The sequence below is a fragment of the Streptococcus sp. 2106 genome, assembly GCF_013277315.1.
Classification (GTDB): Bacteria; Bacillota; Bacilli; order Lactobacillales; family Streptococcaceae; genus Streptococcus; species Streptococcus pseudopneumoniae.
On record NZ_VMMS01000024.1, the window covers coordinates 1 to 22,988 of the forward strand.

General features: G+C 37.9%; 24 protein-coding genes and 1 pseudogene. 20 read left to right on the forward strand and 5 right to left on the reverse strand.

The window, feature by feature from the left end:
- Positions 1-67 precede the first annotated feature (67 nt).
- Both recF and yaaA read right to left on the reverse strand, forming a co-directional pair.
- Complete coding sequence (gene recF / locus HT723_RS02965) at positions 68-1,159, reverse strand: DNA replication/repair protein RecF (RefSeq protein ID WP_172934594.1); 1,092 nt, start codon at positions 1,157-1,159, stop codon at positions 68-70.
- Positions 1,160-1,161: 2 nt separating this feature from the next.
- Positions 1,162-1,530 (reverse strand): S4 domain-containing protein YaaA, encoded by a 369-nt coding sequence (gene yaaA, locus HT723_RS02970; RefSeq protein ID WP_000455902.1) that lies wholly within the window; start codon positions 1,528-1,530, stop codon positions 1,162-1,164.
- A 158-nt stretch (positions 1,531-1,688) separates the two neighbouring features.
- Between yaaA and HT723_RS02975 the strand changes: the two genes are divergently transcribed.
- The 12 genes from HT723_RS02975 (at position 1,689) to tsf (ending at position 12,859) form a co-directional block, all read left to right on the forward strand.
- Complete coding sequence (locus HT723_RS02975) at positions 1,689-2,939, forward strand: pitrilysin family protein (protein WP_000424266.1); 1,251 nt, start codon at positions 1,689-1,691, stop codon at positions 2,937-2,939.
- A complete protein-coding gene (locus HT723_RS02980; RefSeq protein WP_172934595.1) occupies positions 2,936-4,219 on the forward strand; it encodes a pitrilysin family protein in 1,284 nt (427 codons plus the stop codon). Before HT723_RS02975 ends, HT723_RS02980 begins: the two co-directional genes overlap by 4 nt.
- Positions 4,220-4,260: 41 nt before the next feature.
- Positions 4,261-5,103, forward strand: coding sequence for a cytoskeleton protein RodZ (rodZ, locus tag HT723_RS02985; RefSeq protein WP_050136445.1), 843 nt, complete (start codon positions 4,261-4,263; stop codon positions 5,101-5,103).
- 10 nt (positions 5,104-5,113) lie between these two features.
- On the forward strand, positions 5,114-5,659 hold the full coding sequence (pgsA, locus tag HT723_RS02990; protein WP_050136443.1) for a CDP-diacylglycerol--glycerol-3-phosphate 3-phosphatidyltransferase: 546 nt from the start codon (positions 5,114-5,116) through the stop codon (positions 5,657-5,659).
- The gene (locus HT723_RS02995; protein WP_172934596.1) at positions 5,656-6,483 is read left to right on the forward strand and encodes an energy-coupling factor ABC transporter ATP-binding protein; all 828 of its coding nucleotides are present in this window, start codon (positions 5,656-5,658) and stop codon (positions 6,481-6,483) included. The genes pgsA and HT723_RS02995 overlap by 4 nt, the downstream gene beginning before the upstream one ends.
- Positions 6,468-7,307 carry an energy-coupling factor transporter ATPase gene (locus HT723_RS03000; RefSeq protein WP_172934597.1) on the forward strand — a complete coding sequence of 280 codons (840 nt, stop codon included), beginning with the start codon at positions 6,468-6,470 and terminating at the stop codon, positions 7,305-7,307. Before HT723_RS02995 ends, HT723_RS03000 begins: the two co-directional genes overlap by 16 nt.
- Entirely contained in the window at positions 7,300-8,094 is a 795-nt protein-coding gene (locus HT723_RS03005) for an energy-coupling factor transporter transmembrane protein EcfT (RefSeq protein WP_061438552.1), read from the forward strand. Before HT723_RS03000 ends, HT723_RS03005 begins: the two co-directional genes overlap by 8 nt.
- Positions 8,095-8,152: 58 nt before the next feature.
- Complete coding sequence (gene mreC / locus HT723_RS03010) at positions 8,153-8,971, forward strand: rod shape-determining protein MreC (RefSeq protein ID WP_172934598.1); 819 nt, start codon at positions 8,153-8,155, stop codon at positions 8,969-8,971.
- Positions 8,971-9,465 (forward strand): rod shape-determining protein MreD, encoded by a 495-nt coding sequence (gene mreD, locus HT723_RS03015; protein ID WP_049511280.1) that lies wholly within the window; start codon positions 8,971-8,973, stop codon positions 9,463-9,465. Before mreC ends, mreD begins: the two co-directional genes overlap by 1 nt.
- A 93-nt stretch (positions 9,466-9,558) precedes the next feature.
- Entirely contained in the window at positions 9,559-10,737 is a 1,179-nt protein-coding gene (locus HT723_RS03020) for a CHAP domain-containing protein (protein WP_172934599.1), read from the forward strand.
- 223 nt (positions 10,738-10,960) lie between these two features.
- Entirely contained in the window at positions 10,961-11,740 is a 780-nt protein-coding gene (gene rpsB / locus HT723_RS03025; protein ID WP_000268466.1) for a 30S ribosomal protein S2, read from the forward strand.
- 78 nt (positions 11,741-11,818) lie between these two features.
- Positions 11,819-12,859 (forward strand): translation elongation factor Ts, encoded by a 1,041-nt coding sequence (tsf, locus tag HT723_RS03030; protein WP_172934600.1) that lies wholly within the window; start codon positions 11,819-11,821, stop codon positions 12,857-12,859.
- Between the two features lie 121 nt (positions 12,860-12,980).
- On the opposite strand, the gene cysK is transcribed toward tsf, so the two are convergent.
- The 3 genes and pseudogenes from cysK to HT723_RS03040 all read right to left on the reverse strand — a co-directional run bounded on the left by cysK (position 12,981) and on the right by HT723_RS03040 (position 14,827).
- Positions 12,981-13,907, reverse strand: coding sequence for a cysteine synthase A (cysK, locus tag HT723_RS03035; protein ID WP_023940641.1), 927 nt, complete (start codon positions 13,905-13,907; stop codon positions 12,981-12,983).
- A 96-nt stretch (positions 13,908-14,003) separates the two neighbouring features.
- Positions 14,004-14,087 (reverse strand): annotated as a pseudogene (locus tag HT723_RS11500) (PH domain-containing protein); the annotation flags it as partial.
- A gap of 104 nt (positions 14,088-14,191) precedes the next feature.
- Complete coding sequence (locus HT723_RS03040; RefSeq protein ID WP_055387779.1) at positions 14,192-14,827, reverse strand: YigZ family protein; 636 nt, start codon at positions 14,825-14,827, stop codon at positions 14,192-14,194.
- A 55-nt stretch (positions 14,828-14,882) separates the two neighbouring features.
- On the opposite strand from HT723_RS03040, the gene HT723_RS03045 reads away from it, so the two are divergent.
- The 8 genes from HT723_RS03045 to cbpD all read left to right on the forward strand — a co-directional run bounded on the left by HT723_RS03045 (position 14,883) and on the right by cbpD (position 22,897).
- Entirely contained in the window at positions 14,883-16,181 is a 1,299-nt protein-coding gene (locus HT723_RS03045) for a DEAD/DEAH box helicase (RefSeq protein ID WP_023940644.1), read from the forward strand.
- Positions 16,178-16,840 carry a ComF family protein gene (locus tag HT723_RS03050; protein WP_023936284.1) on the forward strand — a complete coding sequence of 221 codons (663 nt, stop codon included), beginning with the start codon at positions 16,178-16,180 and terminating at the stop codon, positions 16,838-16,840. The genes HT723_RS03045 and HT723_RS03050 overlap by 4 nt, the downstream gene beginning before the upstream one ends.
- Before the next feature lie 79 nt (positions 16,841-16,919).
- Positions 16,920-17,468 (forward strand): ribosome-associated translation inhibitor RaiA, encoded by a 549-nt coding sequence (raiA, locus tag HT723_RS03055; protein WP_172934601.1) that lies wholly within the window; start codon positions 16,920-16,922, stop codon positions 17,466-17,468.
- Positions 17,469-17,603: 135 nt separating this feature from the next.
- Entirely contained in the window at positions 17,604-19,577 is a 1,974-nt protein-coding gene (locus HT723_RS03060) for a DHH family phosphoesterase (RefSeq protein WP_172934602.1), read from the forward strand.
- Entirely contained in the window at positions 19,574-20,026 is a 453-nt protein-coding gene (rplI, locus tag HT723_RS03065; protein ID WP_000864214.1) for a 50S ribosomal protein L9, read from the forward strand. Before HT723_RS03060 ends, rplI begins: the two co-directional genes overlap by 4 nt.
- A 43-nt stretch (positions 20,027-20,069) precedes the next feature.
- The gene (gene dnaB / locus HT723_RS03070; protein WP_000852490.1) at positions 20,070-21,422 is read left to right on the forward strand and encodes a replicative DNA helicase; all 1,353 of its coding nucleotides are present in this window, start codon (positions 20,070-20,072) and stop codon (positions 21,420-21,422) included.
- 1 nt (position 21,423) lies between these two features.
- Positions 21,424-21,690 carry a Veg family protein gene (locus tag HT723_RS03075; protein ID WP_001278160.1) on the forward strand — a complete coding sequence of 89 codons (267 nt, stop codon included), beginning with the start codon at positions 21,424-21,426 and terminating at the stop codon, positions 21,688-21,690.
- Between the two features lie 88 nt (positions 21,691-21,778).
- On the forward strand, positions 21,779-22,897 hold the full coding sequence (cbpD, locus tag HT723_RS03080) for a choline binding-anchored murein hydrolase CbpD (RefSeq protein ID WP_172934604.1): 1,119 nt from the start codon (positions 21,779-21,781) through the stop codon (positions 22,895-22,897).
- Positions 22,898-22,988: the final 91 nt, after the last annotated feature.

Below are 22,988 nucleotides of genomic sequence, written 5' to 3' on the forward strand. Positions count from 1 at the left end.
ACTGGCTTGAAGCCATAATGGAAAGAACTCCCGTGAAAACAGGAGTTCTTTTACGATGTTGTCAATTTTAATTTACAGAAACTTTACCATCCTGAATAGTGAAGATACTTAGATTTTCTGGTAGATTTTGAAGATGGTCTAAGCTTGTTGTTGTGATAAAGGTTTGGATTGATTGAGAAATCGTTTCTAATAATTTTAACTGTCTAGTGTTGTCAAGTTCACTCATCACATCGTCAAGCAGTAATATCGGAGATTCTGTGGTAATGCTTTCCATTAATTCGATTTCTGCTAATTTTATCGAGAGGACGAGACTACGATGTTGACCTTGGCTTCCGAAACTAGCATCCATCCCATTTATATAAAAAGAAATGTCATCTCGATGAGGACCGACACCAGTATTCTTTTTAAATAAATCTCTGGACCTACTTTTTTCTAAAGCAATTTTGAAAGATTCTGATAAGCCTTCCTTGTCAGTTATCTTTACAGAAGATTGATAGGATATTGACAACTCTTCAATCTGATTAGAAAGTTCAAAATGTGTCTCACGACCAAAATATTCTAGTTTTTTTATGAAATCTAAGCGGTGATTCATTACACGACATCCATAATCAACTAGCTGATCATCTAAGACTGAAAGGAAGGTTTCATCTATTTTTTGAGCTGATTTTAGGTAAGTGTTTCTTTGTTTTAGGATGTGGTTATAATTGGTTAAATCTGATAAATAGATTGGCTTAATTTGCCCAAGCTCCATATCAATGAATTTTCGTCGAACTGAAGGTGCCCCTTTAATTAGTTGTAAATCTTCAGGAGCAAATAAGACAACATTCATGTGTCCTACATAGTCTGAAAGTCGTGCCTGTTTTAAGTGATTAACTTTTGTAACACGTCCTTTTTGTGTTAGTTCAATTTCGAGAGGAATAGATCCCGTTTTTTTCTGAACGAGACCTGAAAGATGAAGTTGTTCCTCATCAAAATGAATGAGATTTTTATCTGTTCGAGTTCGATGGCTACGTGTTAAGGCTAAAAAATAGATAGCCTCTAACATATTTGTTTTACCTTGTGCATTACGTCCTAAAAAGACATTTAATTTAGGATTAAAGTCTATTTTCGTCTCTTTGTAGTTACGAAAAGTTTTGAGAGATAGGTGTTGTAGCCACATGATTATCTACCAGGGAATCGTGGAGCTTGTTTGCTTTTTGGTGATGAAGCAGGTTTCGATTTGTCTTTTTTAACTCCCTTATTCATCTTTTTGACAAGTTTAGCGATCCGTTCTTTTTCAACTTTATCAGCTTGGTATTCATCTTGTTCTTCAGAAGTAGGTTGTGTCAACAAGATGTCAATGTTCATGTCAGGGATGTCAACTTTATCGCCAATACGAAGTTTTTTTCCACGACGACTCTCTAATTCCCTATTAAAGTAAACAGAATGTTCAGAGAGAAATGATTTAATAGCTCCTCCGCTATGTGTAATTCCAAGTTCTTTGAGTAGTGCTTGGAGGGTAATAAATTCTTCAAATAATTTGTATTCCATAATTCACCTCAATCTTTGGTATTATACCATATTTTCCTAAAAATAGTGAGAGAGACAGCTAGAAATGTAAGCGATTTTTATTTCAAAAGTGTTACAGGGAACAAGAAAATTTCAGGTTTTCGTGATATAATAGAAGTCTGTATATAAGGAGGTAAATCATGGAGTTAGTGCATGGAATTTCAACACATTTTATCCAATCAAAAAAGTTTAAAACAAACAAAATTACCGTGCGTTTTACCGCTCCATTATCCCTTGATACGATTGCAGGTCACATGTTGAGTGCAAGTATGCTAGAGACTGCTAATCAGATGTACCCCACTTCTCAAGATTTGAGGAGACACTTGGCCAGTCTATACGGTACAGATATGTCAACCAATTGTTTCAGAAGAGGGCAAAGCCACATTATAGAATTGACATTTACCTATGTTCGTGATGAGTTTTTAAGTAGGAAAAACGTGCTAACTTCTCAGATTTTGGAACTTGTAAAAGAAACTCTTTTTTCACCCGTAGTAGTTGATAATGGGTTTGATCCGGCCTTATTTGAAATTGAGAAAAAACAATTGCTAGCAAGTTTAGCAGCTGATATGGATGATTCTTTTTATTTTGCACATAAAGAATTGGATAAATTGTTTTTTCATGATGAACGTCTTCAATTGGAATATAGTGATTTACGAAATCGTATTTTAGCTGAAACTCCACAAAGTTCTTATTCTTGTTTCCAAGAATTTTTGGCCAATGATCGAATAGATTTCTTTTTCCTAGGTGATTTTAATGAGGTTGAAATTCAAAATGTATTAGAATCATTTGGCTTTAAAGCTCGAAAAGGAGATATGAAGGTTCAGTATTGTCAACCTTATTCCAATATCCTTCAGGAAGGTATGGTTCGGAAAAATGTGGGACAGTCTATTTTAGAGTTGGGATATTATTGCTCTGCTGAATATGGCGATGAGCAACATTTACCCATGATTGTAATGAATGGTTTACTTGGTGGATTTGCTCATTCTAAGCTCTTTACAAATGTCCGTGAAAATGCTGGATTAGCTTATACCATTTCAAGTCAGCTTGATTTATTTAGTGGATTCTTGAGAATGTATGCTGGTATCAATCGAGAAAATAGGAATCAGGCTCGAAAAATGATGAATAATCAATTACTTGATTTAAAAAAAGGTTATTTTACAGAGCTTGAGCTAGAGCAGACCAAGGAAATGATTCGTCGGTCTTTGTTGCTTTCTCAAGATAATCAAGGTTCATTGATTGAACGTGCTTATCAAAATGCCTTACTTGGAAAATCTTCAGCAGACTTTAAAGGTTGGATTGCAAAACTCGAGCAAGTTGACAAAGATGCTATTTGTAGAGCAGCTAATAATGTGAAACTACAGGCGATTTACTTTATGGAAGGAATAGAATGACAAAGGTTGTTTTTGAAGAAAAATACTATCCAGCTGTAAAAGAAATGATTTATCGAACTCGTTTGTCAAATGGATTAACAGTTGTTCTTTTGCCTAAAAAGGAATTTAAAGAGGTTTACGGGAGTGTCACTGTACAGTTTGGTTCGGTAGATACGCTTATCACAGAAGTTGACGGAGATGTAAAAGAATATCCTGCGGGAATTGCTCATTTTCTTGAACATAAATTATTTGAGAGAGAAGATTCTAGCGATTTGATGTCAGCATTTACGAGTCTAGGTGCGGATAGCAATGCCTTTACAAGCTTTACAAAAACAAACTATCTTTTTTCATCGACGGATTATCTCTTAGAGAATTTAGATTTACTTGATGAATTGGTAACATCAGCACACTTTACTGAAGCTTCCATTTTGAGAGAGCAGGATATTATCCAGCAAGAACGAGAAATGTATCAAGATGATCCAGATTCGTGTTTATTCTTTTCAACTCTAGCGAATTTGTATCCTGGTACACCTTTAGCGACGGATATAGTTGGAAGTGAGGAATCCATTTCCAAAATCAATCTAACTAATTTGCAAGAAAATTTTACAAGATTTTACAAACCTGTAAACATGTCTCTGTTTTTAGTTGGTGATTTTGATGTGGGGCAAGTACAGAACTACTTTGAAAGAAAAGAACTGAAAGATTTAGATGTTCAGGAAGTAGTAAGAGAAAAATTTGTTTTACAGCCTGTAAAGCAAACAGACAGTATGAGAATGGAAGTATCTTCTCCCAAACTAGCGATTGGGATTAGAGGTAAGCGAGAAGTTGCTGAGGCGGATTGCTATCGACATCATATTTTATTAAAATTATTGTTTTCAATGATGTTTGGTTGGACTTCGGATCGTTTTCAAAAATGTTATGAATCAGGTAAAATAGATGCTTCCCTATCTCTTGAAATTGAAGTAACAAGTCGCTTTCATTTTGTCATGTTGACAATGGATACAAAAGAGCCAGTTGCTTTATCTCATCAATTTAGGAAGGCCATTCGTAATTTTACAAAGGATTTAGATATTACAGAGGATCATTTAGATATTATCAAAAGAGAGATGTTTGGAGAATTTTTCAGTAGCATGAACTCTCTTGAATTTATTGCAACGCAATATGATGCTTTTGAACATGGTGAGACAATTTTTGATTTACCGAAAATTTTACAGGAAATTACTTTAGAGGATGTCCTTGAAGCAGGACATCACTTAATAGATGATGGTGACATAGTTGATTTTACAATATTCCCATCGTAGTAACCTATCATAATAGACACTAGAAAGAAGGGATGACAAGTATGAGGAAAAAAACAATTGGTGAGGTTTTACGATTAGCTAGAATCAATCAGGGATTGAGTTTAGATGAATTGCAGAAAAAGACAGAAATCCAGTTAGATATGTTGGAAGCAATGGAAGCAGACGATTTCGATCAACTTCCAAGTCCTTTTTACACGCGTTCTTTCTTGAGAAAATATGCATGGGCTGTTGAGTTAGATGATCAAATTGTTTTGGATGCTTATGATTCTGGGAGTATGATTACTTATGAGGAAGTAGATGTTGATGAAGATGAGTTGACAGGTCGTAGACGTTCAAGTAAGAAAAAGAAGAAAAAAACATCCTTTTTACCTTTATTTTATTTTATCCTTTTCGCCTTATCGATTTTAATTTTTGTGACCTATTATGTTTGGAACTATATTCAAACTCAACCAGAGGGGCCTTCTTTTTCTAATTACAGTGTGGTTCAATCAACAAGTTCAATAAGTTCAACTAGCTCTGTTCCCCACTCCTCAAGTAGTAGTTCATCTAGCAGTTCTTCTAGTGTAGAATCAGCTATAAGTGTATCAGGCGAAGGAAATCATGTAGACATCGCTTATAAGACAAGTAAGGAAACAGTTAAATTGCAATTGGCAGTTTCAGATGTTACAAGTTGGGTCAGCATTTCAGAAAGCGAACTTGAGGGCGGTGTAACCCTATCGCCAGAGAAGAAAAGTGCAGAAGCAACAGTTGCAACAAAAAATCCTGTAACAATTACGTTAGGTGTTGTAAAAGGTGTTACTTTGACAGTAGATAATCAGACTGTTGATTTATCGAAGTTAACAGCGCAGACTGGACAAATCACTGTAACCTTTACTAAAAATTAAGGAAAAACGAATGAAAAAAGAACAAATTCCCAATCTCTTAACAATAGGTCGAATTCTCTTTATACCTATTTTTATCTTTATTTTAACAGTAGGAAATTCGATAGAGAGTCATATAGTGGCAGCTATTATCTTTGCTGTTGCCAGTATTACCGACTATTTAGATGGATATTTAGCACGTAAATGGAATGTGGTCAGTAATTTTGGTAAATTTGCAGATCCTATGGCGGATAAGTTACTAGTTATATCGGCTTTTATTATGCTGATTGAGTTAGGTATGGCTCCAGCTTGGATTGTTGCAGTAATTATCTGTCGTGAGTTGGCTGTGACAGGTTTAAGGCTTTTATTGGTTGAAACTGGTGGAACAGTTTTAGCAGCGGCAATGCCTGGAAAAATTAAAACTTTTAGTCAGATGTTTGCCATTATTTTCTTGCTATTACATTGGACTTTGCTTGGTCAAGTTCTACTTTATGTAGCCTTGTTTTTCACTATCTACTCTGGCTATGATTATTTCAAGGGTAGTGCCTATGTATTTAAAGGGACATTTGGTTCGAAATGAAATTAATAATTGATGTAAAAAATCTTTCTTTTCGTTATAAGGAAAGTCAAGAATACTATGATGTGAAGGATATTACGTTTCACGTGAAACGTGGAGAATGGCTTTCGATTGTAGGGCATAATGGTAGTGGTAAATCAACGACGGTTCGCTTAATTGATGGCTTACTGGAAGCAGAATCCGGAGAGATTGTAATTGATGGCCAACGGCTGACTGAGGAAAATGTTTGGAATATACGTCGTCAAATCGGTATGGTTTTTCAAAATCCAGACAATCAATTTGTTGGAGCGACTGTTGAGGATGATGTTGCCTTTGGTTTGGAAAATCAGGGCCTTTCTCGTCAAGAAATGAAAAAGAGAGTGGAGGAAGCTCTGACTTTAGTTGGCATGTTGGACTTTAAAAAGAGAGAGCCGGCGCGTCTATCAGGTGGACAAAAGCAACGTGTGGCCATTGCAGGTGTTGTAGCCCTAAGACCAGCTATTTTAATCTTAGATGAAGCAACAAGTATGTTGGATCCTGAGGGTCGTAGAGAACTGATTGAGACAGTAAAAGGAATTCGGAAAGACTATGATATGACGGTCATTTCCATTACACATGATTTGGAAGAAGTTGCCATGAGTGACCGCGTATTGGTCATGAAAAAAGGGGAAATTGAATCAACTAGTAGCCCAAGAGAACTTTTCTCACGAAATGATTTAGATCAAATTGGATTAGACGATCCTTTTGCCAATCAAGTAAAACATTCTTTGAGTCAGAATGGCTATGATTTGCCTGAAAATTATTTGACAGAAAGTGAGCTAGAGGATAAACTATGGGAATTGCTCTAGAAAATGTGAGTTTTACATATCAAGAAGGTACTCCCTTAGCTTCAGCAGCTTTGTCGGATGTTTCTTTGACGATTGAGGATGGTTCTTATACGGCCTTAATTGGACATACAGGTAGTGGCAAATCAACTATTTTACAACTATTAAATGGTTTATTGGTTCCAAGTCAAGGGAGTGTGCGAGTTTTTGATACCTTAATCACCTCGACTTCTAAAAATAAAGATATTCGTCAAATTAGAAAACAGGTTGGCTTGGTATTTCAGTTTGCTGAAAATCAGATTTTTGAAGAAACGGTTTTGAAAGACGTTGCTTTTGGACCGCAAAATTTTGGAGTTTCTGAAGAAGATGCGGAGAAGATTGCGCGTGAGAAACTGGCTCTGGTTGGAATTGATGAATCACTTTTAAATCGTAGCCCGTTTGAGCTGTCAGGGGGACAAATGAGACGTGTGGCCATTGCAGGCATACTTGCCATGGAGCCAGCTGTATTAGTCTTAGATGAACCCACAGCAGGCCTGGATCCTCTGGGTAGAAAAGAGTTGATGACCCTGTTCAGAAAACTCCACCAGTCAGGGATGACCATCGTCTTGGTAACACATTTGATGGATGATGTTGCTGAATATGCGAATCAAGTCTATGTGATGGAAAAGGGACGTCTAGTTAAGGGTGGTAAGCCAAGTGATGTCTTTCAAGATGTTGTCTTTATGGAAGAAGTGCAGTTGGGAGTACCTAAAATTACGGCCTTTTGTAAACGATTGGCTGATAGAGGTGTGTCATTTAAACGATTACCGATTAAGATAGAGGAGTTCAAGGAGTCGCTAAATGGATAGTATGATTTTGGGGCGTTATATCCCAGGGGATTCGATTGTTCACCGATTGGATCCACGTAGCAAATTACTGGCTATGATGCTACTGATTTTGATTGTATTTTGGGCTAATAATCCCTTGACGAATTTAATTCTTTTTATAGCGACAGGGATCTTTATTGCCTTGTCAGGAGTATCTCTTTCATTTTTTATTCAGGGCTTGAAGTCTATGTTTTTCTTGATTGCCTTCACAACTATTTTTCAACTATTTTTCATTTCTAATGGGAATGTTTTATTTGAGTTTTCGTTTGTGAGAATCACGGATTATGCTTTGCAACAAGCTGGAATTATTTTTTGTCGCTTTGTATTGATTATTTTCTTTTCAACTTTGTTAACCTTAACGACCATGCCCTTAAGTTTGGCCTCAGCTGTCGAAGCTTTATTAGCACCTTTAAAGCGTGTGAAAGTTCCAGTTCATGAAATTGGATTGATGCTGTCCATGAGTCTACGTTTTGTCCCAACCTTGATGGATGATACGACGCGGATTATGAATGCACAGAAAGCGCGTGGAGTGGATTTTGGTGAAGGAAGCATTGTTCAAAAGGTGAAGGCTATGATTCCAATTTTGATTCCTCTTTTTGCAACAAGTTTAAAACGTGCAGATTCTTTAGCTATCGCTATGGAAGCGCGTGGTTATCAGGGTGGAAAAGGCAGAAGTCAATACCGACAATTGGAATGGACTCGAAAGGATACGCTGACCATTCTTGTTATTCTCGTACTTGGTTGTTGCTTATTTTTCTTAAAATCTTAGTAGCTTTTAGGAATTGATAAAAAGTTACTGTAACAGTTTTTGATATAAAGGTAGGGATATGAACCGTTTTAAAAAATCAAAATATGTCATTATTGTTTTTGTCACTGTTCTGCTTGTCTCAGCTCTCTTAGCGACGACTTATTCAAGTACAATTGTGACAAAATTAGGAGATGGGATCTCATTGGTTGATAGAGTTGTGCAAAAACCTTTTCGGTGGTTTGATTCTGTCAAATCAGATTTGGCTCATTTGACACGAACATATAATGAAAATGAAAGTTTGAAGAAACAGATTTACCAGTTAGAAGTCAAATCAAATGAGGCGGAAAGTTTAAAGACGGAAAATGAACAACTGCGCCAATTGCTTGATATGAAGTCTAAATTGCAAGCCACAAAGACTTTAGCAGCAGATGTTATTATGCGTTCTCCGGTATCTTGGAAGCAGGAGTTGACCTTAGATGCAGGGAAATCAAAAGGTGCTTCTGAGAACATGTTAGCTATTGCAAATGGTGGCTTGATTGGGAGTGTTTCAAAAGTGGAGGACAACTCTACTATGGTCAACCTTCTGACAAATACGGAAAATACTGATAAGATTTCTGTTAAAATTCAACACGGCACTACTACAATTTATGGAATTATTGTTGGCTACGACAAGGAAAATGAAGTTCTTAAAATTAGTCAATTAAATAGTAATAGCGATATTAGTGCGGGAGATAAGGTGACTACTGGTGGATTAGGAAACTTTAACGTTACGGATATTCCTGTTGGTGAAGTGGTTGCCACAACGCATAGTACAGACTATTTGACACGAGAAGTAACTGTTAAATTGAGTGCAGATACTCATAATGTGGATGTGATAGAATTAGTGGGGAATTCATAATGAGACAGTTGAAGCGGGTTGGAGTGTTTTTATTGCTCCCTTTCTTTGTTCTAATTGACGCCCATATTAGCCAGCTTCTGGGCTCATTTTTCCCCCATGTACATTTGGCTAGTCATTTTCTGTTTCTATTTCTCTTATTTGAGACGATAGAAGTATCAGAGTATCTCTATCTAGTCTATTGTTTTGTTATAGGCTTGGTTTATGATGTTTACTTTTTCCATCTAATAGGGATTGCAACTCTCTTATTTATCTTATTGGGAGCCTTCCTTCATAAATTGAATAGTGTTATTTTGTTGAATCGTTGGACAAGAATGCTAGCCATGATTGTCCTGACATTCCTGTTTGAAATGGGTAGTTATCTTTTGGCTTTTATGGTAGGGTTGACAGTGGATAACATGTCTATTTTTATAGTCTATAGCTTGGTACCAACGATGATTTTAAATTTTTTATGGATTACTGTTTTTCAATTTATTTTTGAAAAATATTATCTATAAGAACGACATATAAATGTAACAAAGGCGTAATATTTATTGGAGTTTTTTTTGGTATACTAGTATTGTCTTAAACAGAAGGAGTATTTATTAACCATGAAGAAAAAAATCTTAGCCTCGCTTTTATTAAGTACAGTAATGGTTTCCCAGGCAGCAGTATTGACGACTGCCCATGCAGAAACGACTGATGATAAAATTGCTGCTCAAGATAATAAAATTAGTAACTTAACAGCACAACAAGAAGAAGCACAAAAACAAGTTGACCAAATTCAGGAGCAAGTATCTGCTATTCAAGCAGAGCAATCTAACTTGCAATCTGAAAATGATAGATTACAAGCAGAATCTAAGAAACTCGAGGGTGAGATTACAGAACTTTCCAAAAACATTGTTTCTCGTAACCAATCGTTGGAAAAACAAGCTCGTAGTGCTCAAACAAATGGAGCTGCAACTAGCTATATCAATACCATTGTAAACTCAAAATCAATTACAGAAGCTATTTCACGTGTTACTGCAATGAGTGAAATCGTATCTGCAAACAACAAAATGTTAGAACAACAAAAGGCAGATAAAAAAGCTATTTCTGAAAAACAAGTAGCAAATAATGATGCTATCAATACTGTAATTGCTAATCAACAAAAATTAGCTGATGATGCTCAAGCATTGACTACGAAACAGGCAGAACTAAAGGCTGCTGAATTGAGTCTTGCTGCTGAGAAAGCGACAGCTGAAGGGGAAAAAGCAAGTCTATTAGAGCAAAAAGCAGCAGCTGAGGCAGAGGCTCGTGCAGCTGAGGCAGCAGAAGCAGCTTATAAAGAAAAACAAGCTAGCCAACAACAGTCAGTACTTGCTTCAGGTAATACAAACCTAACAGCACAGGTACAAGCAGTATCTGAATCTGCAGTAGCACCTGTTCAGGCTAAAGTACGTCCAACATATAACACAAATGCCTCAACTTATCCAATTGGTGAATGTACATGGGGAGTTAAAACATTAGCACCTTGGGCTGGAGACTATTGGGGTAATGGAGCACAGTGGGCCACAAGTGCAGCAGCAGCAGGTTTCCGTACAGGTTCAACACCTCAAGTTGGAGCAATTGCATGTTGGAACGATGGTGGATATGGTCACGTAGCGGTTGTTACAGCTGTTGAATCAACAACACGTATCCAAGTATCAGAATCAAATTATGCTGGGAATCGTACAATTGGAAATCACCGTGGATGGTTCAATCCAACAACGACTTCTGAAGGTTTTGTAACATATATTTATGCAGACTAATTATAGAGGGACTCGAATAGAGCCCTCTTTTCAGATTTTACCAGAGACAATAACTATTAAAAATCCTATCAAAATAGCTTGAAAATATCGAAAAAGTATGGTAGAATAAAAATTGTCGTATGAACGATAATACTCATTCTTGATGAATTGTGAAGCAGTTGCCCTTGGGTCGTTTTGCGAGTTGAAGTCAAGAAGAGGAAAAAAACAAAAAGGAGAAATACTCATGGCAGTAATTTCAATGAAACAACTTCTTGAGGCTGGTGTACACTTTGGTCACCAAACTCGTCGCTGGAACCCTAAGATGGCTAAGTACATCTTTACTGAACGTAACGGAATCCACGTTATCGACTTGCAACAAACTGTAAAATATGCTGACCAAGCATACGACTTCATGCGTGATGCAGCAGCTAACGATGCAGTTGTATTGTTCGTTGGTACTAAGAAACAAGCAGCTGATGCAGTTGCTGAAGAAGCAGTACGTTCAGGTCAATACTTCATCAACCACCGTTGGTTGGGTGGAACTCTTACAAACTGGGGAACAATCCAAAAACGTATCGCTCGTTTGAAAGAAATCAAACGTATGGAAGAAGATGGAACTTTCGAAGTTCTTCCTAAGAAAGAAGTTGCACTTCTTAACAAACAACGTGCGCGTCTTGAAAAATTCTTGGGTGGTATCGAAGATATGCCTCGTATCCCAGATGTGATGTACGTAGTTGACCCACATAAAGAGCAAATCGCTGTTAAAGAAGCTAAAAAATTGGGAATCCCAGTTGTAGCGATGGTTGACACAAATACTGATCCAGATGATATTGATGTAATCATCCCAGCTAACGATGACGCTATCCGTGCTGTTAAATTGATCACAGCTAAATTGGCTGACGCTATCATCGAAGGACGTCAAGGTGAGGATGCAGTAGCAGTTGAAGCAGAATTTGCAGCTTCAGAAACTCAAGCAGATTCAATTGAAGAAATCGTTGAAGTTGTAGAAGGCGACAACGCTTAATTTATATAAATAGTAATTACCTAGGAGGGCGGGGCTTAGCCCGGCTCTCCTATTTTTAAAAAATATAGGAGAATCAAAATGGCAGAAATTACAGCTAAACTTGTAAAAGAGTTGCGTGAAAAATCTGGTGCCGGTGTTATGGACGCTAAAAAAGCGCTTGTAGAAACAGACGGTGACATCGAAAAAGCGATTGAATTGCTTCGTGAAAAAGGTATGGCTAAGGCAGCTAAGAAAGCTGACCGTGTTGCTGCAGAAGGTTTGACTGGTGTTTATGTTGACGGTAACATTGCAGCAGTTGTTGAAGTAAATGCTGAAACTGACTTCGTTGCGAAAAACGCTCAATTTGTTGAGTTGGTAAACGAAACAGCTAAAGCAATCGTTGAAGGAAAACCAGCTAACAACGAAGAAGCTCTTGCTTTGACAATGCCTTCAGGTGAAACTCTTGAAGCTGCATACGTATCTGCAACAGCAACTATCGGAGAAAAAATCTCATTCCGTCGCTTTGCTTTGATTGAAAAAACAGATGCACAACACTTCGGAGCATACCAACACAACGGTGGACGTATCGGTGTTATCTCTGTAATCGAAGGTGGAGACGAAGCACTTGCTAAACAAATTTCAATGCACATCGCAGCGATGAAACCAACAGTTCTTTCATACAAAGAATTGGATGAGCAATTTGTTAAAGATGAGTTGGCACAATTGAACCACGTTATCGACCAAGATAACGAAAGTCGTGCAATGGTTAACAAACCAGCTCTTCCACACTTGAAGTATGGATCAAAAGCACAATTGACTGATGAAGTGATTGCTCAAGCTGAAGCTGACATCAAAGCTGAGTTGGCTGCAGAAGGCAAACCAGAAAAAATCTGGGACAAAATTATCCCAGGTAAAATGGATCGCTTCATGCTTGACAACACTAAAGTTGACCAAGCTTATACACTTCTTGCACAAGTTTACATCATGGATGACAGCAAGACAGTTGAAGCATACCTTGAATCAGTTAACGCTTCAGTAGTTGAGTTCGCTCGCTTTGAAGTTGGTGAAGGTATTGAGAAAGCTGCAAACGACTTTGAAGCTGAAGTTGCAGCTACAATGGCAGCAGCCTTGAATAACTAATTATAGAAAGGAAGTAAATTTGCTTCCTTTTTTCTATGCAGTCGATCCTTATAGGGAGAGCTTCCTATTTTCAAGGTAAAAATAAAAAGCCCTATAATAAGGGCCAATTGTATTTAGGAGACTAAACTTCAAATTCATAGAGTGCTGTAGAGAGATAACGTTCACCGTTATCTGGTGCTAGAGCAAGGACTTTTTTACCTGTACCTAATTTTTTGGCAATCTCGATGGCTCCGTAGATAGCTGCAGCTGAGGAAATCCCTACAAGGAAGCCTTCTTTTCCACCAATTTCACGTCCGAGTGCAAGAGCATCATCTGATGTTACACGAACGATACCATCATAGGCTTTAGTATCAAGTGTATCAGGAATAAATCCAGCTGAGATACCTTGAATTTTGTGAGGACCAGGTTTTTCACCAGATAGAATAGCAGATTCATCAGCTTCCACTGCATAAACTTGAATGTTTGAATTTGCTGATTTGAGTGCATGAGAAACACCAGAAATCGTTCCACCGGTACCCACTCCAGCAACAAAGGCATCTAGTCCATCTTTACCGAAAGCAGCTAGTATTTCAGCTCCTGTTGTTCTTTCGTGTACTTCTGGATTAGCTGGATTGTCAAATTGAAGAGGAAGGAAGCCATCACGTTCAGCAGCGATTTCTTGAGCCTTAGCAATAGCACCCTTCATTCCTTCGCTACCAGGCGTAAGGACGAGTTCAGCACCATAGGCTTGGATAATCTTACGGCGTTCTACACTCATAGTTTCAGGCATAACGATGACAACTTTATACCCTTTAGCAGCCCCTACCCATGAAAGTCCAATACCAGTGTTTCCACTTGTTGCTTCAACAATAGTAGAACCAGGTTTCAGAATACCATCTTGTTCAGCTTTTTCAATCATGCTAAGGGCAATACGGTCTTTTACAGATGAACCAGGATTAAATGCTTCAAGTTTTACATAGACATCTGCAGCACCTTCTGGCACAATGTTGTTGAGTCTAACAATCGGTGTTTGACCGACTAGTTCAGTAATGTTGTTATAAATAGACATATGAATACCTCTTTGTATAAGATATTTCTAGTATAACGCTATCTATACCATTTGTAAAATATAGAAATCCTATCGAAGTGATAGGATTTTTTTATATCACAGGTCTAAGCCATTAATTTTTAAGCGATTGTGTTCAGCTAATTCTAGTAAATAGGTGTAAAGGAAAACGATATCAGGTTTCGTTTGAATTGCTTCATTTTCTAGTATATTTTGGTACGCATCTTTTTATTTTGCTAATTAAAGTAGCGGTGGAAATATCAGTGAAACACTGTATTATCTATTGTTTACACTAGGTTTACAGGAACCTCAACTTCGCGTAAACCTTGATCAGTTAAAGTGACTTTTCCATTAAAAAATTCTACCAGTGCATCTTTAATAGTTTCTTTTTCTTCTTTATCAACATAAATCATCGTATCGACTTGATCTGTAAAGTTTGTATCCAGCTCCATGAGATTATGTTCTTTAAGAAAGTTACTGTACTCTTGGTACTGAGCATAAGACATTTGAATAGCAATGCCCGCCTGTTCCTTTATTTCAATGATGCCAATTTCTTTGACAGCTAAGGCGACACTGCCGGCGTAAGCACGAATTAGTCCTCCAGCGCCTAGTTTAATACCACCAAAGTAGCGTGTCACAACCACACAGACATTGGTGAGATTGTGATTTTCTAGTACCCCAAGCATGGGAACACCAGCAGTACCACTAGGCTCACCATCATCACTTGTACGTTTAATTTCACTACGTTCTCCAATAATAAAGGCAGAGCAGTTATGTGTCGCTTTGTAGTGTTCTTTTTTGATGGCAGTAATGAAGTCACGAGCCTCTTCTTCGCTATAAACACGCTTGGCATGGCAGATAAAGCGAGATTTTTTGATTTCTTCTTGGACTTGACCGTCCTCTTTAATTGTTCTAAATTCCATGATTTAATTGTACTAAAAAATCATCTAAAGTGCTAGTTTTTACGAATAAAGAAGTATGAAAGTAAATCCAAATTATCTCGGTCGTTTATTTACTGAGAATGAATTAACAGAAGAAGAACGTCAGTTGGCGGAGAAACTTCCAGCAATGAGAAAGGAGAAGGGGAAACTTTTCTGTCAACGTTGTAATAGTACTGTTCTAGAAGAATGGTATTTGCCCATCGGTGCTTACTATTGTCGAGAGTGCTTGCTGATGAAGCGAGTCAGAAGTGATCAAACTTTATACTATTTTCCGCAGGAGGATTTTCCGAAGCAAGATGTTCTCAAATGGCGCGGCCAATTAACTCCTTTTCAAGAGAAGGTGTCAGAGGGACTACTTCAAGCAGTAGACAAGCAAAAGCCAACCTTAGTTCATGCGGTAACAGGAGCTGGAAAGACAGAAATGATTTATCAAGTAGTGGCTAAAGTGATTAATGGAGGTGGTGCAGTGTGTTTGGCTAGTCCTCGCATAGATGTTTGTTTGGAGCTGTATAAGCGCCTGCAACAGGATTTTTCTTGCGGAATAGCTTTGCTACATGGAGAATCGGAACCTTATTTTCGAACACCACTAGTTGTTGCGACGACCCATCAGTTATTGAAGTTTTATCAAGCTTTTGATTTGCTGATAGTGGATGAAGTAGATGCTTTTCCTTATGTTGATAATCCCACGCTTTACCACGCTGTCAAGAATAGTGTAAAGGAGAATGGATTGAGAATCTTTTTAACAGCGACTTCGACCAATGAGTTAGATAAAAAGGTCCGTTTAGGAGAACTAAAAAGACTGAGTTTACCGAGACGGTTTCATGGAAATCCGTTGATTATTCCAAAACCAATTTGGTTATCGGATTTTAATCGCTACTTAGATAAGAAGTGTTTGTCGCCAAAGTTAAAGTCCTATATTGATAAGCAGAGAAAGACAGGTTATCCGTTACTTATTTTTGCTTCAGAAATTAAGAAAGGGGAGCAGTTAAAAGAAATCTTACAGGAGCAATTTCCAAATGAGAAAATTGGCTTTGTATCTTCTGTAACAGAGGATCGATTAGAGCAAGTACAAGCTTTTCGAGATGGGGAGCTGACAATACTTATCAGTACGACAATCTTGGAGCGTGGAGTTACATTCCCTTGTGTGGATGTTTTCGTAGTAGAGGCCAATCATCGTTTGTTTACCAAGTCTAGTTTGATTCAAATTGGTGGACGAGTTGGACGAAGTATGGATAGACCGACAGGAGATTTGCTTTTCTTCCATGATGGGTTAAATGCTTCAATTAAGAAGGCGATTAAGGAAATTCAGATGATGAATAAGGAGGCTGGTCTATGAAGTGCTTGTTATGTGAGCAGACTATGAAGACTGTTTTAACTTTTAGTAGTCTCTTACTTCTGAAGAATGATGCCTCCTGTCTTTGTTTAGATTGTGATTCTACTTTTGAGAGGATTGGAGAAGAGCACTGTCCAAACTGTATGAAAATAGGATTGTCAACAAAGTGTCAAGGTTGTCAATTTTGGTGTAAAGAAGGAGTTGAAGTCAGTCATAGAGCGATTTTTACTTACAATCAAGCTATGAAGGATTTTTTCAGTCGGTATAAGTTTGATGGAGACTTCCTTTTAAGAAAAGTGTTTGCTTCAGTTTTAAGTGAGGAGTTAAAAAAGTACAAAGAGTATCAATTTGTAGTCATTCCCCTAAGTCCTGATAGATATGTTAACAGAGGATTTAATCAGGTTGAGGGCTTGGTAGAGGCAGCAGGTTTTTCGTATCTGGATTTACTAGGGAAAAGAGAAGAGAGAGCCAGTTCTTCTAAAAATCGTTCAGAACGCTTGGGGACAGAACTTCCTTTCTTTATAAAAAGTGGAGTCACTATTCCTAAAAAAATCCTACTTATAGATGATATCTATACTACAGGAGCAACTATAAATCGTGTCAAGAAACTGTTGGAAGAAGCTGGTGCTAAGGATGTAAAAACATTTTCCCTTGTAAGATGAGGAAAAAATTTGCAAAAATAGAATGAAAGCGTTATAATAAAATCATAAAAACAAAAATGTTTAGAAAGAAGGTACTCATATGATTAAATATAGTATACATGGTGAAAACCTAGAAGTAACAGAAGCAATTCGTGATTATGTAGTTTCTAAACTCGAAAAGATCGAAAAGTATTTTCAAGCTGAACAAGAGTTGGATGCTCGAGTTAACTTGAAGGTGTATCGTGAAAAAACTGCTAAAGTGGAAGTAACGATTCCGCTTGGCTCTATTACTCTTCGTGCAGAAGATGTATCTCAAGATATGTATGGTTCAATTGACCTTGTAACTGATAAAATTGAACGTCAGATTCGTAAAAATAAAACAAAAATCGAGCGTAAAAATAAAAATAAGGTAGCAACTGGTCAATTATTTACAGATGCTTTGGTGGAAGATTCAAATGTTGTCCAGTCTAAAGTTGTTCGTTCAAAACAAATTGATTTAAAACCAATGGATTTGGAAGAAGCAATTCTACAAATGGATTTATTGGGGCATGATTTCTTTATCTATGTGGATGTTGAAGATCAGACAACCAATGTGATTTATCGTCGTGAGGATGGCGAAATTGGTTTGTTAGAGGTTAAAGAATCTTAATTTCAATATGTGTAAAGGTAGGTTTACTGAATTGTAAACTACCTTTTTCTTATAATTGATAGAATTACTGATTACACTTTTAAAAAGTCGCTTTTTGAGGGGTATTATGGTATAATGGGTGCCAAGAGGTTTTGAATGAAAAAATTTTATGTAAGTCCAATTTTTCCTATTCTAGTAGGATTGATTGCGTTTGGAGTCTTATCCACTTTCATTATTTTTGTTAATAATAATCTGTTGACGGTTTTCATTTTGTTTCTTTTTGTAGGAGGCTATGTTTTTTTATTTAAGAAACTGAGAGTGCATTATACAAGGAGTGATGTAGAACAGATACAGTATGTAAACCACCAAGCGGAAGAAAGTTTGACAGCTCTATTGGAACAGATGCCTGTAGGTGTTATGAAATTGAATTTATCTTCTGGAGAGGTTGAGTGGTTTAATCCCTATGCTGAATTGATTTTGACCAAGGAAGATGGCGATTTTGATTTAGAAGCTGTTCAAACGATTATCAAGGCTTCAGTAGGAAATCCGTCTACTTATGCTAAGCTGGGTGAGAAGCGTTATGTTGTTCATATGGATTCTTCTTCCGGTGTTTTGTATTTTGTAGATGTATCCAGGGAGCAAGCCATAACAGATGAATTAGTAACGAGTCGACCAGTGATTGGAGTTGTGTCTGTGGATAATTATGATGATTTGGAGGATGCAACTTCTGAGTCAGATATTAGTCAAATCAATAGTTTTGTAGCTAATTTTATATCAGAGTTTTCAGAAAAATACATGATGTTTTCTCGTCGGGTAAGTATGGATCGATTTTATCTATTTACTGACTATACGGTGCTTGAGGGCTTGATGAATGATAAATTTTCTGTTATTGATGCTTTCAGAGAAGAGTCGAAACAGAGGCAGTTGCCCTTGACCTTAAGTATGGGATTTTCTTATGGCGATGGAAATCATGATGAAATAGGGAAAGTTGCTTTGCTCAACTTGAACTTGGCTGAAGTACGTGGTGGCGACCAGGTGGTTGTCAAGGAGAATGATGAAACGAAAAATCCAGTCTACTTTGGCGGTGGGTCGGCTGCGTCCATCAAGCGCACTCGTACCCGTACTCGATCAATGATGACAGCCATATCTGATAAGATTCGTAGTGTGGATCAAGTGTTTGTAGTTGGGCATAGAAATTTAGATATGGATGCTTTGGGCTCTGCTGTAGGTATGCAGTTGTTCGCCAGCAATGTGATTGAAAATAGCTATGCTCTTTATGACGAAGAACAAATGTCTCCAGATATTGAACGAGCTGTTTCATTCTTAGAAAAAGAAGGAGTTACGAAGTTGTTGTCTGTTAAGGATGCAATGGGGATGGTGACCAATCGTTCTTTGTTGATTCTTGTAGACCATTCAAAGACAGCCTTAACATTATCAAAAGAATTTTATGATTTATTTACCCAAACTATTGTTATTGACCACCACAGAAGGGATCAGGATTTTCCAGATAATGCAGTTATCACTTATATCGAAAGTGGTGCAAGTAGTGCCAGTGAGTTGATAACGGAGTTGATTCAGTTCCAAAATTCTAAGAAAAATCGTTTGAGTCGTATGCAAGCAAGTGTCTTGATGGCTGGTATGATGTTGGATACTAAAAATTTCACCTCACGAGTGACTAGTCGGACATTTGATGTTGCTAGCTATCTCAGAACGCGCGGAAGTGATAGTGTTGCTATCCAAGAAATCGCTGCGACAGATTTTGAAGAATATCGTGAGGTCAATGAACTGATTTTACAGGGGCGTAAATTAGGTTCAGATGTACTAATAGCAGAGGCTAAGGACACGAAATGCTATGATACAGTTGTTATTAGTAAGGCAGCAGATGCCATGTTAGCTATGTCAGGTATTGAAGCGAGTTTTGTTCTTGCGAAAAATACACAAGGCTTTATATCCATCTCAGCTCGGAGTCGTAGTAAACTGAATGTGCAACGGATTATGGAAGAGTTAGGCGGTGGAGGTCACTTTAATTTGGCAGCAGCTCAAATTAAAGATTTAACCTTGTCAGAAGCAGGTGAAAAACTGACAGAAATTGTATTAAATGAAATAAAGGAAAAGGAGAAAGAAGAATGAAAGTAATCTTTTTAGCAGATGTTAAAGGAAAAGGTAAAAAAGGCGAAATTAAGGAAGTACCAACAGGGTATGCGCAAAACTTTCTTATCAAAAAGAACCTAGCAAAAGAAGCGACTGCTCAAGCGGTAGGTGAATTACGTGGTAAACAAAAATCTGAAGAAAAAGCTCACGCTGAGATGATTGCAGAAGCAAAAGCAATTAAAGCCCAGCTTGAAGCAGAAGAAACGGTTGTAGAATTTGTTGAAAAAGTTGGTCCAGATGGTCGTACCTTTGGTTCTATTACCAATAAGAAGATTGCAGAAGAATTGCAAAAGCAATTTGGAATTAAGATTGATAAACGTCATATTCAAGTACAAGCTCCGATTCGAGCGGTTGGTTTGATTGATGTGCCAGTGAAAATCTATCAAGATATCACAAGTGTAATCAATCTTCGTGTGAAAGAAGGATAAGTTTACACCTTCTTGACAAGATTGTAAAAGGAAGGGAAGTCTGATGGCAGAAGTAGAAGAGTTACGAGTACAACCTCAAGATATCTTAGCTGAGCAATCTGTTTTGGGGGCTATCTTTATTGATGAGAGTAAACTTGTTTTTGTGCGAGAATACATTGAGTCTCGGGACTTTTTTAAGTATGCCCATCGTTTGATTTTCCAAGCCATGGTCGATTTATCCGATCGTGGTGATGCCATAGATGCAACAACGGTTCGCACCATTCTTGATAATCAAGGGGATTTACAGAATATTGGTGGCCTGTCTTACCTAGTTGAGATTGTCAATTCTGTGCCAACTTCTGCTAATGCGGAGTATTATGCTAAAATCGTTGCAGAAAAGGCTATGTTACGGCGATTAATCGCTAAGTTGACAGAGTCTGTCAACCAAGCTTACGAAGCGTCGCAACCAGCTGATGAAATCATTGCTCAGGCAGAAAAAGGCCTGATTGATGTCAGTGAAAATGCTAATCGAAGCGGGTTTAAGAACATTCGAGATGTGTTGAATGTCAACTTTGGAAATCTGGAAGCTCGCTCGCAACAAACGACCGATATTACAGGTATTGCGACAGGTTATCGTGATTTGGATCATATGACGACTGGTCTGCATGAAGAGGAGTTGATTATCTTAGCAGCCCGTCCAGCGGTTGGTAAGACAGCCTTTGCCTTGAATATCGCTCAGAATATTGGGACTAAGTTGGACAAAACGGTTGCTATCTTTTCGCTGGAAATGGGTGCGGAAAGTCTAGTCGATCGTATGTTAGCGGCAGAAGGGTTGGTTGAGTCGCATTCTATCCGTACAGGTCAATTGACCGATGAGGAGTGGCAAAAATATACCATTGCTCAAGGGAACCTAGCAAACGCAAGTATCTATATCGATGATACGCCAGGGATTCGAATTACAGAGATTCGTTCTCGTTCTCGTAAACTGGCTCAAGAAACGGGCAATCTAGGTTTGATTTTGATAGATTACTTGCAGCTTATCACGGGAACTGGGCGAGAAAACCGCCAACAAGAAGTTTCAGAAATTTCACGTCAGTTGAAAATCCTAGCCAAGGAACTGAAGGTTCCAGTAATCGCTCTGAGTCAGTTGTCTCGTGGTGTAGAACAACGTCAGGATAAAAGACCAGTCTTGTCTGATATTCGTGAATCTGGGTCTATCGAGCAGGACGCTGATATCGTAGCCTTTCTTTATCGCGACGATTACTATGAGCGTGGTGGTGAAGAAGAGGAAGGCATACCAAATAATAAGGTGGAAGTTATTATCGAGAAAAACCGTAGTGGAGCTCGTGGAACTGTGGAATTGATTTTCCAAAAAGAATACAATAAATTTTCAAGTATCTCAAAGAGGGAGGCATAAGATGTCAGATGCATTTACAGATGTAGCCAAGATGAAAAAAATCAAAGAGGAAATCAAGGCGCATGAGGGTCATGTAATTGAAATGACTTTGGAAAATGGGCGCAAGCGCCAAAAAAATAGATTGGGTAAGTTAATTGAAGTTTATCCATCCCTATTTATTGTGGAATTTGGGAACGTTGAAGGAGATAAACAAGCTAATGTTTACGTTGAATCCTTTACCTACTCAGATATCCTTACAGAAAAGAATTTGATTCATTATCTGGACTAAAGTGAGAAATTTTCTCACTTTTTCTTTTTTCTCCGAATAGTTTAAGTGAAGGCAATCTTCGATTTATATTATTTTTCAAGGAGGAAGAATGAAAATTTTACCGTTTATAGCAAGAGGGACAAGTTATTACTTGAAGATGTCAGTTAAAAAGCTTGTTTCTTTTTTAGTAGTAGGATTGATGCTAGCAGCGGGTGATAGTGTCTATGCCTACTCTGGAGGGAATGGATCGATTGCGCGTGGAGATGATTATCCTGCTTATTATAAAAATGGGAGCCAGGAGATTGATCAGTGGCGCATGTATTCTCGTCAGTGTACTTCTTTCGCAGCCTTTCGTTTGAGTAATGTCAATGGTTTTGAGATTCCAAGGGCTTATGGAAATGCGAATGAATGGGGGCATCGTGCTCGTCGTGAAGGCTATCGTGTAGATAATACACCGACGATTGGCTCCATTGCTTGGTCTACTGCAGGAACTTATGGGCATGTTGCCTGGGTGTCAAATGTAATGGGAGATCAGATTGAGATCGAGGAATATAACTATGGTTATACAGAAGCCTATAATAAACGAAGTATAAAAGCAAATACGATGACAGGATTTATTCATTTTAAAGATTTGGCTGGTGGCAGTGTTGGGACTAGTCAATCCTTAGCTTCAACAGGGGGCACACATTATTTTAAGACTAAGTCAGCTATCAAAAATCAATCTCTAGCTAGCGCAACTGTGATTGATTACTATTATCCTGGGGAGAAGGTTCATTATGATCAAATTCTCGAAAAAGATGGCTACAAGTGGTTGAGTTATACGGCTTATAACGGAAGTCGTCGCTATATACAGCTAGAGGGAGTGACTTCTTCACAAAATTATCAGAATCAATCAGGAAATAGCTCTAGCTATAGATCCAATAGTAGTCCAACTGTCGGTTGGAAGAAAATAAATGGTAGTTGGTATCATTTCAAATCAAATGGTTCTAAATCAACAGGCTGGCTGAAAGACGGTTCTAGCTGGTATTATTTGAAATTATCTGGTGAAATGCAGACAGGATGGTTAAAGGAAAATGGCTCGTGGTATTATCTGGATAGTTCAGGGGCAATGAAAACAGGCTGGTATCAAGTTTCTGGTAAGTGGTATTATTCTTACTCTTCAGGTGCCCTAGCTGTTAATACGACGGTGGATGGCTACAGAGTAAACAGTGATGGAGAACGAGTGTAGAAAATTGGAGTAGGAAATTTTTCCTGCTCTTTTCTGGTACGACGGGCATGTCGTGCATCTGAGGTGTAAGTCCTCGGTGGGCACCTGCTAC